Origin of the sequence: Bradyrhizobium sp. SZCCHNR3119 (assembly GCF_032487775.1) — a bacterium.
Lineage (GTDB): Bacteria > Pseudomonadota > Alphaproteobacteria > Rhizobiales > Xanthobacteraceae > Bradyrhizobium.
Window position 1 is genome coordinate 4,754,988 of sequence record NZ_JAUEUV010000001.1, and the last position, 14,847, is coordinate 4,769,834.

The following is a 14,847-nucleotide window of genomic DNA, read 5'->3' on the forward strand; positions in this document are numbered from 1 at the left end:
ACCACAAGGCGGAAACGGTGTCGCAGGGTGGCTTCATTCTCAAGATGAAGTTGAACTGCCTGCAGCAGACTAGCAAATGGGCAGGCGTGTAGCATGATCGCTTGCTGCGCCAAGCCGTGTGGAGAATGAAATCCTACGAGGGATCATGAGCCAGCGCTTCGACCTCATTCTGAAATCCGGCACCGTCGTCAATCAGGACGGCGAGGGCGTGCGCGACGTCGGTATCACCGGCGGCCGGATCGCCGAGATCGGCGCGCTCGGCGGGGCCTCGGCTGCCGAGGTGATCGACTGCAAGGGTCTGCATATCCTGCCCGGCGTCATCGACACCCAGGTGCATTTCCGTGAGCCTGGGCTCACGCATAAGGAAGATCTCGAGACGGGCTCGCGCAGCGCCGTGATGGGCGGCGTCACCGCAGTGTTTGAGATGCCGAACACCAATCCGCTGACGGTGACCGAGCGGGCCTTCACGGAGAAGGTGAGCGCCGGCCGGCATCGCATGCATTGCGATTTCGCCTTCTTCATCGGCGGCACCCGCGAGAATGTCGAGCAGCTTCCGGTGCTGGAGCGCGCCGAAGGCTGCGCCGGGGTGAAGGTGTTCGTCGGCTCGTCCACCGGCTCGCTGCTGGTCGAGGACGACGACAGCCTGCGTCGCATCTTCCAGGTGATCCGCCGCCGCGCGGCCTTCCACGCCGAGGACGAATACCGCCTGAACGATCGCAAGAGCCTGCGCGTCGAGGACGATCCGCGTTCACATCCGGTGTGGCGCGACGAAGAGGCGGCGCTGCTGGCGACGCAGCGGCTGGTCACCCTCGCGCACGAGACGGGAAAGCGCATCCATGTGCTGCACGTCTCGACCAAGCAGGAGATCGCGTTTTTGCGCGACCATAAGGATGTCGCTTCGGTGGAGGCGACGCCGCATCATCTGACGCTCGCCGCGCCCGAATGTTACGAGCGGCTCGGCACCCACGCTCAAATGAACCCACCGGTCCGTTCGGCCGATCATCGCGACGCGATCTGGTGGGGCGTCGAGCAGGGCATCGTGGACATTCTGGGCTCCGACCACGCGCCGCATACGCTGGAGGAGAAGGCGAAGACCTATCCCGCCTCGCCGTCCGGCATGACCGGCGTGCAGACGCTGGTGCCGATCATGCTCGACCACGTCAATGCCGGGCGGCTCTCGCTGCAGCGTTTCGTCGATCTCACCAGCGCCGGCCCCGCGCGGCTCTACGACATCGCCTGCAAGGGCCGGATCGCCGCGGGCTACGACGCCGATCTCACCATCGTCGATTTGAAGCGCAGCGAGACCATCACCAACAAATGGGTCGCTTCGCGCGCCGGCTGGACCCCTTACGACGGCCTGCGCGTGACCGGCTGGCCGGTCGGCACCGTCGTCCGCGGCAGGCGGGTGATGTGGCAGGGCGAGCTGTTGACGCCTGCGACCGGCGAGCCGGTGCGGTTCCTGGAGACGCTGAAGCCCTGATCAAGAATCGTAGGGTGGGCAAAGGCGCGCGACGATGTTTTCGCGTTCGCGGTGACGGAAAGCGCCGTGCGCCTGCCGTGCCGGAAGGTGGTGGGCACGCTTCGCTTTGCCCACCCTACAAGACTGGCGTCTCTGGAATACCGGCGTGTCCGGTCATGCCGGACGACGATAGCGGAGTGCTGCGGCTACTGCGTCGCGCGCGACAGCGAGAACTCGCCGTGGCGCACCCGGGTCGACAGCGCTTCCACGAAGGTCGCGACGGCGTCCTCCCCATAGGTGCCGACCAGCTCGGCCAAGGCGGCGAACAGGCTCGCCTGGGCCAGGCAATCGCCGTCGACGCCATCATGGCGCGCTTCCGCCCAGGCCTCGTTGAGATAGCTGAGCGCGGCCTGCTTCTGCTCGTGATCGGGCAGGACGGCGTGGACGGTGCTGAAGGGTACGGAATGGCTCATGAAGACTGTCGGTCGGACTGTTGGCGCGATTCTCCGGGCGGGCGCGCCGGACCCGAGCTGTTTACCACGGCCAGGGCGCGCGCCTAGGCAGTTCTTTAGGAAAGGTTAACGGGATCGCATAATCGCGTGGATGGTCTGACCACGATGCGCTGCCACGGGCGCGGCGAACAGAGTGTTCGACTGGATCAGTTGGCGTAGCGCGCCGTGAGGTCGCGCGAGATCTTCGCGCCCTCGTCGATATAGCGGCGGATCGCCACCATCGCTGCCGGCGTGCAGGTGCGATAGGTCTGCTGGAAGCCGTTATAGCCGCGGTTGAAGCCCGCGATCATGCGGGTGCGGCGGTCGCCTGAGGGCGTTTCGGCATCGATCAGCGCCTGCATCTGGTTGCGCCATTTGGCGCCCTCATTGGCGCCGCAGATGCCGCGGAGGTAATGCAGGGCGCCGAGGATTTCGGCGAGCCGCTGCAGGTCGCCGTCGAACGGGGCAGCCGCCTGCTGTGCGCGCGCAGGCGCCGCGGCGCACGCCGCAATGACGAGAAGGACGGCCAGGAGACGTTTCGACATCAGGGGTCCGTGATAGGCCTTCGCAAGGTGCGGAGGCAAGGCGGAACAGGTCGCGCTGACCTTACAGTAGCCGTTGAGACGCCGCGACGATCTCGGGCAGGCCCGCGGTCAGCGTCAGGCCGCCGAGCGCATCCGGTGCCAGCCATTGGAAATCATCCAGCTCGGCGTTGAGCCGTACCTCGCCGGCGCGCCAGCGCGCGGCAAAGGGCAGGATCACGAAATGGCCGCCGCCGGTGGTCTCGGGCAGCACCTCGCGCCAGCCGGCGAGGGCGACGATGTCGATCGACAGAGCGGTTTCCTCCTCGACCTCGCGGCGCAAGGCCACATGGAGCGGCTCGCCAAACTCGACGCGGCCGCCGGGCAGGGTGTAGACCCCCTTGGCAGGGGCGCGTGCGCGCCGGACCAGCAGCAGCTTGTTCGCGCGAAAGATGGCGGCACTAACCGCGAGCTGGGGATGGTTCGGCGTGGCGGTCGGGGACATCGCGGCGAGGCTCCGGAGTGACGGTACCGCCATCTTACGTCAGGCTTGCAGCGGTCCAAATCCGCTTCGATCAGAAGCTCGCCATGATGGCGTCGACGGCATCGACCTCGTCGATCTCGCCCTCGTCGGGAACAGGATCCGGTTCGAGGTCGCCATTGATCAAGCCGCCGGCCTCTGCGATCAAGGGTTTGACCCAGCCTGTGGCCTGGGTGGCCAGCCTGGCGCGGGTCGCATCCTGCTTGGCGTCGCGCATCGCCGTTCCGACAGCGAGCAGGATGTCGGTCATGGTTTTGGTGATGTGATCGAATCGTTCGCGAATCGAAGGATCGGCCGTTTCATAGGCCTCGATGACGAGATCGCGGGCCTTGAAATTGGTCGCGGTGAAATGCTCTGCATAACTGAGCGGCTTCCATGCCAGAAAATCTTCGGCGCATTCCGGCATGTCCGGGATCATTTCCAGCAGCATCACCGCTTCGTTGAAATGATTGAGGTAGTCGGTTGCGAGCCCGGTGCGTGGGTTGATGTTGGCGGCGCGCAGCATTGCGGCACGATCAACGGTGCCCGTCACTTGCTCGTTCGTGCGATCGGTCTGCACGGGTGGTAGGGCCGCTGTGCTCATCCGCTGCAGTGTTGGCGTTTGGAGTTAAAAGGTCCTGAACGGTCAAATAATTTGAGTGGGATTATGTGCGGACGTTTCGTCATTACTTCACCACCCGCAGCATTGCGGCAGATGTTCGGTTACGAGGAGCTGCCGAACTTCCCGCCGCGCCACAACATCGCACCGACGCAACCCATTCCCGTTATCATCCTCGATAACGGCGCGCGACATTTTCGCTTGATGCGCTGGGGCTTGGTTCCGGCCTGGGTCAAGGATCCCCGTAATTTCACGTTGCTGATCAACGCACGCGGCGAGACCGTGCGCGAGAAGCCCGCGTTCAAGAACGCACTGAAGCGGCGGCGGTGCTTGGTTCCCGCCGACGGCTATTATGAATGGCAGAGCGCGGATGGCCGCAAGCGGCCGTTCTTCATCCATCGTCGCGACGGTGCGCCGATGGGGTTTGCGGCTCTCGCCGAGACCTGGGCCGGGCCCAATGGCGAGGAGGTCGACACGGTGGCGATCGTCACTGCAGCTGCAAGCGCCGAACTCGCCGGTTTGCACCATCGCGTACCCGTCACCATCAGTCCGGCCGATTTTACATTATGGCTGGACTGCAATGCTCATGATGTCGACGAGGCGATGCAGCTGCTCGGGCCGCCGGAGGACGGCGTGTTCAGCTGGTACGAGGTCTCGACACGCGTCAACTCCGTCGCCAATGACGACGCGCAATTGATCCTGCCGATCACGGACGAAGAGCGCGCGGCGCAGGAGGCGCCGAAAAAAGCCCCGAAGAAGGCGGTTGCGCGAAAGGCGCCAGCGCCGCCTCAGGACGACGGGCAGGGCAGTTTGTTTTGAATTCGCTCCTCGCCCGGCGAAAGCGCAGGCCCATGATCACTGGCGTCAATCGTTGCGCGCCAGTGTTGGCCGGGATGCCCGATCGAATCGCGCGATCCGCTCTAGACGAAAATCTTCAGCGCCGCATGTTGCAGCAGCATGATGGTCTTGGCATCGACGATGCGCCCATTGGAGATCATTGCCAGGGCATCTTCAATCAATAGTTGTAAAACTTCGATCTCCTCGCCTTCATGCGCGAGGCCGCCCCCGGCGCTGACGCGCATTTGCGGCTCATATTCGGCGACGAAGAAATGGATCTTCTCGGTCACCGCGCCCGGGCTCATGAAGGCCTCGAACACGAACTTGACGTCATGCAGGCGGTAGCCGGTCTCTTCTTCCGTCTCCAGGCGGATGCGCTCTTCCGGCGTGGCGTCGTCGAGCAGTCCGGCGGCGGCCTCGATCAGGAGATCGTCGTGGCCGTTGACAAAAGCCGGATAGCGGAACTGCTTGACCAGGATGACGCTGCGCTTTTGCAGATTATAAGGCAGGATCGCCGCCGCATTGCCGCGATCGTAGACCTCGCGCTGCTGGGTCTGCCAGCTGCCGTCGTCGCGTCGCCACGCCAGCTTGGTGTTGGTCAGCTTACCGTAGCTCTGCGAGAGCACGCGGACGTCTTCGACGCGGATGCGATCGGAAATGCTCATCGGGATTCCGGAAGGTTACGGTGTCGCCTCGCGACCGTCGAGCCATTTGGCATAGATGACGCGATCCTGCTCAGAATAATCCAGCTTTTCGTAGAACGCCTGCACCTTGCTGTTGTCCGAGCGCACCATCAGCATCAGCTTGGCGACGCCGCGCTGGCGCAGCCAGTCCTCCGCCGCGTTCATGATGCTACGGCCGTGGTCGCGGCCGCGGTGATCGGGATCGACGCTGACGTAATAGACCCAGCCGCGATGGCCGTCATGGCCGACCATGACCGAGGCGACAATCGTGTTGCCGTCGCGGCCGAGCAGGATGGTGGCGTTGTCGCCGCTGCGCGCCAGTGCGATGTCGGAGGCCGGATCGTTCCACGGCCTTGTCAGCCCGCAGCGCTCCCACAAGGCGATCACGGTCGGCACGTCATCGTCGCCGATGGGCGCGATGGCAAGGCTTTGATTGTCAAGGTTTTGGATGTCAGGACTTTGGACGATATCCATTTCGGAACTCTTGATGTCGCAGAATCGAAAGCGCGTGTTTAGCTGGTGGTTCCAATCCGTATACTCAACTTGCCGAAAATTTCGGCAGGCGCCAATTCAGTCCCATCGAACTCCCCCAGCCTTATTGCCGATTAGATCGGCCCAAACCGTCTATTGAACTCTGCGATCGCCCTCACGACGTCCCCTCGCCGCGCCAGCTGCCGCGTGCGCCCGATCGGTCCATCAAACATCATAATAATCTGGTCGACCTGGGGGTGAGATCGTGCATCTGTCACCCACTTCAGCCCACCTACCGTGACTGCGGTACACTCTCGACTGTCGATTGCCAACTGGATTGCCCGAAAAATGTCCTTAGCTTCGTCGATCGAAAGCTCCATTGATTGGATTAGTTCAGGCCCGCCAGGCCCTACACATCTCAAATCGAGCTTCGCCTTTGGCACACGAAAATACAACGCGTCACTAAGTTCAATAACTTCGTATGAGGTAAGACCGGACAAGTATCCACCAACTGTTCGGATAAGAGCTTGCAGGAAACGATCAACTGCGTCGCCAATCTTCATGAGTTTTCCGGATTGTCATCTTGGTAAGACCAGCGCGTCAGCACGACCAAGTAAGTCTATCGCGTTTGGTATGGAGCTTCTGATGATTGCCTCGAAGACAGGGTGTTCCTTCACAACCTCTTAGCGCGCGTGTCTGACAGATTTCTGTCAGGTCACGGCCGCGTCGCTTCGGCTACAGCACCTTCCCCGGATTCATGATGCCGAGCGGATCGAGCATCGCCTTCAGCGAGCGCATCAGCGCGATCGCGGTCTTGTCCTTCACGTCGGGCAATTCGTCGCGCTTGAGCACGCCGATGCCGTGCTCGGCCGAGATCGAGCCGCCCATGCGCAGCACGATCTCGAATACAACCGCATTCACCTCGTGCCAGCGCGCCAGATATTGGCTCGTATCGGCGCCGACCGGTTGGCTGACATTGTAGTGGATGTTGCCGTCGCCGAGATGGCCGAATGGCACCGGGCGCGCGCCCGGAATCAGCTTCACCACCGCCTCGTTGGCCTCGGCAATGAACGCGGGCACCGCCGCGACCGGCACCGAGATGTCGTGCTTGATCGAGCCGCCCTCGGGCTTCTGTGCCGCCGAGATGTCCTCGCGCAGCTTCCAGAACGCCATGCGCTGCGCCAGGCTGTCGGCGATCGCGGCGTCGTCGACGATGCCGTCCTCGAGGCCCTTTTCGAGGATCGTCTCCAGCGTGGCGCGGGCGTCGTCGCGTGCCGACGACAGCTCCATCAGCACATACCAGGAATGCTTCGAGGATAGCGGATCGCGATTGCCGGCGGCATGCCGGATCGAGAAATCGAGCGCGATCGCCGCGATCAGCTCGAAGCTCGTCAGCGCGCCGGCCGCCTCGCTCTGCGCGATGGACAGCAGCTTGAGCGCATCGGCCGGCGATTTCAGCCCGACAAAGGCGGTCTCGATCGCGCGCGGCTTCGGAAACAGTTTCAGGCTGGCCGCGGTGATGATGCCGAGCGTGCCTTCGGCGCCAATGAAGAGGTTGCGCAAATCGTAGCCCGTATTGTCCTTCTTCAACTTCGACAGCGCATTGAGCACGCGGCCGTCCGCGAGCACCACTTCGAGCCCGAGCGCCATTTCGCGCGCCACGCCATAGGCGAGCGCAGCGGTGCCGCCGGCATTGGTGGAGAGATTGCCGCCGATGGTGCAGCTGCCTTCGGCGCCGAGCGAGAGCGGAAACAGCCGGTCGACCTCGGCCGCCTTCTGCTGCGCCACCTGCAGCACCACGCCGGCCTCGCAGGTCATGGTGTTGGAGGCGGTGTCGATCTCGCGGATCTTGTCCAGGCGCTTCAAGGACACCACCACCTCGCCGTGATGCGGTGTCTGGCCGCCGACGAGCCCGGTGTTGCCGCCCTGCGGCACCAGCGCGATCCGATGCTCGCTGGCAAGTTTGCAGATCGCCGCGACCTCGGCTGTGGATCCCGGCCGCAGCACCAGCGGCGAGCGGCCGTGGAACAGATTTCGCTCCTCGGTGACGTAGGGCGCGATGTCGCTCGCCTCGGTCAGCGCCTGGCGCTCGCCGACGATGGCGGCGAATTTCGCGATCAGGTCGGGCGGCAATGGCGGCACGGCGGGCTGGCTGATGTTCATCGTGTCTTGCTTCCAGTGTTATCTCGGTGCGGCGGCGCGGCGCAGCCGGTCGTTGATGGCCTCGCCGAGTCCCTCATGCGGGATCGGCATCACGGCGATGGCGCGCGCATCCTTGGCGTCGAGCGCGCGAAGATAGCCGAAAAGATGCGTCGCTGCCTCCGCCAGGTCGCCGGTGGGGGACAGGTTCAGCACGGCCGCCGCGCGGTCCGCGCCATGCAGGGTTTGGGAGCCGAACGCGAGCAGCGCCTCGCCCGGGGCAAGCGATGTCGCTTCGAGCCGCACCGCGGCGCGCGGCGCGTAATGCGAGGCCAGCATGCCCGGTGCGGATGGCGCGGCCGCCTCGGCCGATGGCCGGGCGAGCCTTTCGCCGAGCACGGCCTCGATCGCCTCGGTCGGCACACCGCCGGGCCGCAACAGGCTGGGCTGCTCGAAACAGCCGACGATGGTGGATTCGACCCCGACATGCACCGGGCCGCCATCCAGAATCAGGTCGATCCGGCCGGTCAGGTCGGCCTGCACATGGGCGGCCGTGGTCGGCGACACATGGCCGGAGATGTTGGCGGATGGCGCCACCACCGGTCCGCCGAAAGCGGCGAGCAGGGTGTGGGCGAGGGGGTGCGCCGGCACCCGGATCGCGACCGTATCGAGGCCGGCCGTCGCGAGCTCCGCGACCGCACAGTCCGCGGTCTTCGGCAGGACCAGGGTCAGCGGCCCCGGCCAGAACGCCGCAGCCAGCTTTTCCGCGGTCGCATCGAATCGGCCGATCCGCCGCGCAGCCGCAAGGTCGGCGACATGGGCGATCAGCGGGTTGAAGGCCGGCCGGCCCTTGGCCGCATAGAGCCTTGCGATCGCGCCGGCATTGGCGGCATCGGCGCCGAGCCCATAGACGGTCTCGGTCGGGAACGCGACCAGCCCGCCGCGGGCCAGCGTCGCCGCGGCCGCATCAATCCCGGCCGGATCGGCCGGCAGGACTTCGGTTTTGGAGGCGATTGTCTCGGGTACGGACATGAATGGCAGCGATCAGCGTGATTTTTGCGGTTTCGGTTCAGCTCCCTGATCGGGAGAGCTCGATCGGCCTCCGGCGTGGTTCGCGGGAGCCAATCGGGGTGGGTGGGCTCGGTTTCCGGCCGGACCGTACTCTCTCGCCGCGTCGCCTCCAATGGCCTTGCGGCAAAGCCTCGTTGCGGCAAGGGCTTAACTCGCCGCTGGCGGGAGATGATTTCCTTCAGATTTCGTTGCGCCTGTGCCTTGCGGAGGGCGAAACCCGACGCTATAAGCCGGCTTCCCAAGTCGGAGCGTGGCTCAGCCCGGTAGAGCACTGCGTTCGGGACGCAGGGGTCGCAGGTTCGAATCCTGCCGCTCCGACCATTTCCCGACCATCGTCAATTCCGGCGACGACTCCCTTCCAATCGATGCTGGACGCAGGTTAAGGCCATCAGGTTAGCCTTTCACTTGCGCTTGCTGCCGCATCACTCTTGAGGCGCTTCAGTGGGCGGTCAGGAGCTTGTGCATTGCATGCGCGATCCTCAGCCAGGCGGGTTCGTCCGATGACCAGGGCCTCAGGAACCGCGTGGCGGCATGCCAATGTCGGCCGGCTGCTCAACAATGCGGTGCGCCGTTTCGAAGCGCGCGTCCTTGAGCTCATGAGCGCGAGCGGCCACGGCCAGACGCGGATCGCGCATGTCAATCTCACCCGAAATCTCGACGTGGAGGGGACGCGGCTGACGGAGCTGGCCCGGCGGGCTTCGATGAGCAAGCAGGCGATGGGTGAGCTGGTCGATCAGTGCATGGCGCTGGGGCTTGTTGAGCGGCTTGCCGACCCGAGCGACCGGCGCGCCCGTATCGTCCGGTTCACGCCCGCGGGCCTGGTTTGGCTGGATGCATTCCGCGATGCGGTTGATGTCGCCGAGCGCGAGATGCGCGCCGCACTCGGCGAGGCAGCCATGGATGCCATTCTCAACGGGCTCGCGGCCTATGGCACCGAGTTCGACACGCTCGAGGAGGAGAAATAGTCAGGTAACTTGACTATCTGGCTGAGCGCCTTACCCTGAATAAATGTCGTTCGGGGGAGAAGCATCTTGGAGACAGGTCTGACCGCCTCCGTCCTGATTGTGGGTGGCGGCCCTTGCGGGCTCATGCTGGCGAACGAGCTCGGCCAACGCGGCGTGTCGGCCGTCCTGATCGATGAGAAGCCCGGGACAGCCTTCAATCCGCAGGCCAATGCGACCCAGGCCCGGTCGATGGAGCATTATCGGCGGCTGGGCTTCGCCGACGAGATCAGGCGCGCCGGCTTGCCCGCCGACTATCCGACCGACGTCGCCTACTTCACCCGTTACACCGGTTACGAGTTGGCACGCTTCCAGCTGCCGTCCTCAAGTCGCGCGACCGAGCTCGTCAAAGGCCTGTCGGGCTCATGGAGCGCCGCCGAACTGCCGCATCGCGTGTCGCAGAAGTTTGTGGAGGCCATCCTGCGGGCGCATGCCGAGCGGCTTTCTGGAATCAGGCTTCATTACGCGCACCGGCTGATCAGTTATGTCGAGCGCGACGACGGCATCATCGGCGAGATCGAGTGCCTGGACGATGGCCGCCGCTTTCAGGTCCGCGCCGACTTCCTGGTCGGGGCCGACGGTCCGCGCTCGATGGTGCGGCAGTCGCTCGGGATTTCCTACGGCGGGATGACAGGAATCCAACGCGACTTCATGGGCGGCCGCATGCTGGCGGTCTATCTGCGTTCTCAGGACTTCTACAAAAGCGTCCCGCATGCCAAGGCGTGGATGTACAACTGCTTCAATCGCGACCGCCGCGCCTTCATGGCCTCGGTGAACGGGCACGACGAATTCGCCTTCCACACCCAGCTCCGGCTCGGAGAGGACGAGAGCGCGATCACCGTGAATGACGCGAAGGCCGCGTTTCAACGCGCCTGCGGGGCGCCGGTCGCATGCGAGGTGCTCTCGTTTCTCACTTGGACCGCAGGTCATGCCTTGGTTGCGGAGGGCATGCAGCGCGGGCGCGTCTTTCTCGGCGGCGACGCGGCGCATCTGTTCACGCCGACCGGCGGCCTCGGCTACAACACCGCGATCGAGGATGCCGTCAATCTCGGCTGGAAGCTCGCCAGCGTCGTCAACGGCGTGAGCCCGCCTGCGCTGCTCGACAGCTACGCGTGCGAACGCCGTCCAGTGGCGCTGCGCAACACCGATCATGCGCGCCGGTTTGCCGACTCGCTCGGCCTGTTTGCCGCCGCACCGGAGATCGAGGACGGCACGGACGCGGGCGAGCGGGCCAGGCGCACCGCGGGTGCCTATCTCGACCAGCATGCACGCGCCGAGTTCAACATTCCCGGCATCACCTTTGGCGGACGTTACGATGGTTCGCCGATCATCGTCTCCGACGGCAGCCTGCCGCCGCCGGACTCCGCCAATGTTTATGTGCCGAGCGCCTGTCCCGGCGGTCGCGCGCCGCACGTCTGGCTGGAGCAGGGCGCGTCGCTGTACGATCTATTCGGCTTTGAATGGACGCTGCTGCAGTTCGGTGACGTCCTATCCGACCCAGACAGGTTGATGGATCCTGCACGCGCGCTCGGTGCCGATCTGAAGATCGTCTCATTGCCACGAGGCTTGCGCGATCTCTATGAGGCGGATCTTGCCTTGATACGTCCCGATCAGATCGTGGCCTGGCGCGGCAGCGCATCGCAGGCCGATATGTTCGGGCGGGTGCTGGCGCGCGCGCTCGGGCACCCAGCTCACGATCACAGGTAGTCGTGTAGGCGAACGATCCGCCGCGCATCTCGGCGCGCGGTCCAGCCCGCGATGCTCGACGATAAATCGTCCGCGGCACAATAGATCGCCGGAGCTTCACCTAGAGGCGGCGCGACGGCGCTTCCTTGAGGTCGCGCTTGAGCTGCCAAGCCTGTCTTGGGAGCGCTGTAGAGAACTTCAGCCTGAACTTTATGCCCTCCTGGCCGCGTTTGCTCGGTTTGGTCGCGACGGAAGCGGGATGGCCGTCCCCCAAAATAGCGTGCTCGTCGCCACAAAATTATGTTTCGTTTTTTCAGAAATCATGTTATATCTCATCCGTCCCGCCTCATCGAAGGGGCGTACGCGTCGTCACGAACGTGGAGGCGGGATGCGGTGGCCGTGGTGAGCTGCGCGATGACGAGCGCAGCTTGTCGCGGACGGCCAAGCCGTGTGGTCCTGACACCCCGACGCTGGTGTTAAGCTTGCGACGACGCTGACGCGTCGCGCTGGTGATGGTGGCCAGAAAGCCCGGTGCACCAGGGAGATCACGGAGCATCCGTAAAGCCACCGCGCAGGGAAGGCCGGATCATCCGGCTGACCTGTGGTGACTGCCGCCTGCTTTTTTTCTGCAGGCGGGCCACGGGCCTCAGCCGAGGTCCGGCCTTCCCTGTGCCCTCATTGCAAGAGGGCGGACCTGCCGCAAAGCTCGGGCGCATCTGCGCTGCGAGGCCGCGTCGGCGCGTGGATCGTGGTGTCTAATGGTCGCTCAGCGTTGTTGAACCGTCTGCAATGCGAATTCGATGACATGGCGTATGCCGCGCTCATCGAACGATGTCTCGATCCGTCCGGATAAGGGCTTGAGGCATTGGACGATCAGCTTGGTGCCGAATCCTTTTCTCCGGGGATCGGGAGCCGCGCTCGAAACGGCCGTTGCCGTTTCGCTCCAGCGAAGCACGGCCTTCCCGTCCTGGGCCTGCCAGCTGACATGGACCGTTCCTTCCGGCGTCGCCAGCGCGCCATGCTTCACGGCATTGGTGACGAGTTCGTGCACGATCAACACCAGATAGCGAGCGACGTCCGGCGAAACGCTGACCTCGGGACCTTTGAGCAGGTATCGGTCGGACCCGTAAGGCGCGAATTCGTATTTGAGGATCGCATCGATAAAGGCCGCGTGCGCCTGCTGGTTGAGCACGAGGTCATTGGCGTATTTGATCGCCCTGATCCGGCCAAGGATCGCGTCTGCCGCTTCCGGTTGATCGATCAGCGCTTGCTGCACCACGGTCTGGATCACCGCAAAGGTGTTGCGGCCCCGGTGTTCGAGCTCACGCGCGACCAGCTCGTGCTCCTGCTGGCTCGCCCTCATTCGCAGCATGATGAGGCGGCTGTAATGGGTGAACACGAGCAGAAGGGAAACCGAGACCGCCCACGCGAGGAGCGGCCAGGACAGCTTGTCCGCAGTGAATGCGAACCTGGGCGTCATGAACGCCCAGCATGCGATGAGTGTCGATGCGATCGCGGCGCCGAAGGCAGCGGGCGCGCCGGCCAAGAGACCCGTCAGCAGGATTGCCGGGAAATAGGTCGCGAAAGGAACTTCGGTCCCGAGCCAGGGGACCAGCAGGCGAAGCACCGTGGCCGATAATACACAAGCGGCGGCAACGGTCGCGGCTCGCCACGACAGGGGGCGGGTCTCATCGGCAAACCTGATGATCTTGTCGAGGACGGCCTGTTGGTCTCTCCGGGGGCCTCCCGGCGTGCTCTGTCGGGAGAGAGAAGCCGCCAAGCCGACCACACAAAGACCGACTGGAGCTATCGATGATTGCGGCACGAGCATCACCCCATGCGGCCAGAGCCGTAGCCGGCCTTGCGGCATACTGAATATAATGCTTCGAGAGTGTCAACGTTTGCGCGCGCCGACCCGGCAGGCGATGGGGATCGTGCCGCGACGCTGCCCGCTGGAACCCCGCCGTGCCACATGGGTTTCAAGTCGTTCAGGTCTGAACAATTGCCGCCTGGAGCAGGCCAGCGGAGAGCCGGAATTGGCGTTGGACATCGCAGGGGAAAAGCCGTTGAGCGTCCAGCGTGCCGCATTTGCCGCCACCGTCGGCAACATGCTCGAGTTCTACGATTTCATCACCTACAGCTTCTTCGCGGTCGAGATCGGCCACGCCTTCTTTCCCGCCCATACCGCCTATGGCAGTCTGATGCTGTCGCTCGCGACCTTCGGCGCCGGCTTCGTCACCCGGCCGATCGGCGGCATCGTGCTCGGCATCTATTCGGATCGGGTCGGCCGGCGGCCTGCGATGCTGCTCAGCTTCGCGCTGATGGGCGTGGCGATCCTCACGATCGCGCTCACGCCGTCCTATGCCGCGATCGGCCTCGCGGCGCCGGTCATCGTCATCCTCGCCCGCATGGTGCAGGGCTTTGCGCTCGGCGGTGAGGTCGGGCCGACCACGGCCTATCTGTTGGAGATTGCCGCGCCCGAGCGCCGCGCCCTGGTGGTTGCGTGGCAGCCGACGAGCCAGGAGATCGCCGCGACCGCGGGCGCCCTGGTCGGCGTCATCCTGAGCGCCGCGATGTCGCCGGAGGCGCTGGACGCCTATGGCTGGCGGATCGCGTTCCTGATCGGCGCTGCGTGCCTGCCCTTTGGACTGTGGATGCGGCGGAGCCTGCCGGAAACCATCCGTCGCGGCGAGGATGGATCGAAGGAGATCACGAAGTCGGGTCACCTTGCGCTGTCGCGCCGGCATCTCCGCCTGATCGTGCTGGCGCTGATGATCCTGGCGAGCGGGACGATCTCGACCTACGTCACCCAGTACATGACGACCTATGCCAAGACCACGCTGAACGTCGCCGCGAACCTCGCCTTTGCCGTCTCGGTCGTCAGCAACGGCCTGCAGATCCTGGGCGCGATCCTGGGCGGGTGGCTGGCCGATCGCCATGGTCGCAAGCCCGTGATGATCTGGCCGCAGCTGGTCGTGCTGGTGCTGACCTATCCGATCTTTCTTTGGATCGTGCGTGCCCCCGGCGTCGCCTCCTTGTTGTTCGGCTTCGGCGTGCTGTCGCTGATCGGGTCGCTGCCCTACACAGCGTTCTATGCGAGTTTCACCGAAGCGTTGCCGCAGGAAATCCGCGGCGGCGTGTTCGCCACCATCTATGCCGTCGCAATCGCGACTTTCGGCGGCACCGCGCAGCTCGTGGTGACCTGGCTGCTCCATGTCTCCGGCGATCCGCTGGCGCCGTCCTGGTATCTGTTGTTGGCTGCAGCCGCAGGGCTGGTCGCAATGAGCCTGATCCCTGAGACCGCACCCGCCAAGGTCGGCCTCACGAGAATTGAACCGCATTGAACGAG

The 14,847-nt window shown here is 64.5% G+C and carries 15 protein-coding genes and 1 tRNA gene; 6 read left to right on the top strand and 10 right to left on the bottom strand.

All coding sequences use genetic code 11. From position 1 onward, the window contains the following. The first annotated feature begins 145 nt into the window (after positions 1 to 145). Positions 146 to 1,480: a dihydroorotase gene (locus QX034_RS21860; RefSeq protein ID WP_315767423.1), complete on the top strand. Its 1,335-nt coding sequence runs from the start codon at positions 146 to 148 to the stop codon at positions 1,478 to 1,480. A gap of 185 nt (positions 1,481 to 1,665) precedes the next feature. Here the strand turns inward: QX034_RS21860 and QX034_RS21865 are convergent, their stop codons facing one another. From QX034_RS21865 to QX034_RS21880, 4 genes are all read right to left on the bottom strand, one after another. Continuing rightward, complete coding sequence (locus tag QX034_RS21865) at positions 1,666 to 1,932, bottom strand: hypothetical protein (RefSeq protein WP_315706870.1); 267 nt, start codon at positions 1,930 to 1,932, stop codon at positions 1,666 to 1,668. A 185-nt stretch (positions 1,933 to 2,117) separates the two neighbouring features. Then, positions 2,118 to 2,495, bottom strand: coding sequence for a TIGR02301 family protein (locus QX034_RS21870; protein WP_315706871.1), 378 nt, complete (start codon positions 2,493 to 2,495; stop codon positions 2,118 to 2,120). 61 nt (positions 2,496 to 2,556) lie between these two features. Further along, positions 2,557 to 2,976 carry an NUDIX hydrolase gene (locus QX034_RS21875; protein WP_315706872.1) on the bottom strand — a complete coding sequence of 140 codons (420 nt, stop codon included), beginning with the start codon at positions 2,974 to 2,976 and terminating at the stop codon, positions 2,557 to 2,559. 70 nt (positions 2,977 to 3,046) lie between these two features. Next, on the bottom strand, positions 3,047 to 3,595 hold the full coding sequence (locus tag QX034_RS21880) for a hypothetical protein (protein ID WP_315706873.1): 549 nt from the start codon (positions 3,593 to 3,595) through the stop codon (positions 3,047 to 3,049). A 63-nt stretch (positions 3,596 to 3,658) separates the two neighbouring features. Between QX034_RS21880 and QX034_RS21885 the strand changes: the two genes are divergently transcribed. Beyond that, positions 3,659 to 4,429, top strand: a complete 771-nt coding sequence (locus QX034_RS21885) for an SOS response-associated peptidase (protein ID WP_315706874.1) — start codon at positions 3,659 to 3,661, stop codon at positions 4,427 to 4,429. Positions 4,430 to 4,530: 101 nt separating this feature from the next. Here the strand turns inward: QX034_RS21885 and QX034_RS21890 are convergent, their stop codons facing one another. The 5 genes from QX034_RS21890 to QX034_RS21910 all read right to left on the bottom strand — a co-directional run bounded on the left by QX034_RS21890 (position 4,531) and on the right by QX034_RS21910 (position 8,772). Further along, positions 4,531 to 5,112: an NUDIX domain-containing protein gene (locus tag QX034_RS21890; protein ID WP_316166875.1), complete on the bottom strand. Its 582-nt coding sequence runs from the start codon at positions 5,110 to 5,112 to the stop codon at positions 4,531 to 4,533. 15 nt (positions 5,113 to 5,127) lie between these two features. Further along, positions 5,128 to 5,604, bottom strand: coding sequence for a GNAT family acetyltransferase (locus QX034_RS21895; protein ID WP_316188543.1), 477 nt, complete (start codon positions 5,602 to 5,604; stop codon positions 5,128 to 5,130). 131 nt (positions 5,605 to 5,735) lie between these two features. Next, complete coding sequence (locus QX034_RS21900; protein ID WP_316188542.1) at positions 5,736 to 6,164, bottom strand: hypothetical protein; 429 nt, start codon at positions 6,162 to 6,164, stop codon at positions 5,736 to 5,738. Between the two features lie 172 nt (positions 6,165 to 6,336). Further along, complete coding sequence (locus QX034_RS21905; RefSeq protein ID WP_315728398.1) at positions 6,337 to 7,764, bottom strand: FAD-binding oxidoreductase; 1,428 nt, start codon at positions 7,762 to 7,764, stop codon at positions 6,337 to 6,339. An 18-nt stretch (positions 7,765 to 7,782) separates the two neighbouring features. Beyond that, complete coding sequence (locus QX034_RS21910) at positions 7,783 to 8,772, bottom strand: L-threonylcarbamoyladenylate synthase (RefSeq protein WP_316195781.1); 990 nt, start codon at positions 8,770 to 8,772, stop codon at positions 7,783 to 7,785. Positions 8,773 to 9,055: 283 nt separating this feature from the next. Between QX034_RS21910 and QX034_RS21915 the strand changes: the two genes are divergently transcribed. From QX034_RS21915 to QX034_RS21925, 3 genes are all read left to right on the top strand, one after another. After that, positions 9,056 to 9,132: transfer RNA gene (locus QX034_RS21915), tRNA-Pro, on the top strand. A gap of 179 nt (positions 9,133 to 9,311) precedes the next feature. Further along, positions 9,312 to 9,776, top strand: a complete 465-nt coding sequence (locus tag QX034_RS21920) for a MarR family winged helix-turn-helix transcriptional regulator (protein WP_315728394.1) — start codon at positions 9,312 to 9,314, stop codon at positions 9,774 to 9,776. A 66-nt stretch (positions 9,777 to 9,842) separates the two neighbouring features. Next, on the top strand, positions 9,843 to 11,519 hold the full coding sequence (locus tag QX034_RS21925; protein WP_315728392.1) for an FAD-dependent oxidoreductase: 1,677 nt from the start codon (positions 9,843 to 9,845) through the stop codon (positions 11,517 to 11,519). A gap of 745 nt (positions 11,520 to 12,264) precedes the next feature. Here the strand turns inward: QX034_RS21925 and QX034_RS21930 are convergent. Further along, positions 12,265 to 13,278 (bottom strand): sensor histidine kinase, encoded by a 1,014-nt coding sequence (locus QX034_RS21930; protein ID WP_315731443.1) that lies wholly within the window; start codon positions 13,276 to 13,278, stop codon positions 12,265 to 12,267. A 286-nt stretch (positions 13,279 to 13,564) separates the two neighbouring features. Between QX034_RS21930 and QX034_RS21935 the strand changes: the two genes are divergently transcribed. Then, entirely contained in the window at positions 13,565 to 14,842 is a 1,278-nt protein-coding gene (locus QX034_RS21935; RefSeq protein ID WP_315728388.1) for an MFS transporter, read from the top strand. The last annotated feature ends 5 nt before the right edge of the window (positions 14,843 to 14,847 follow it).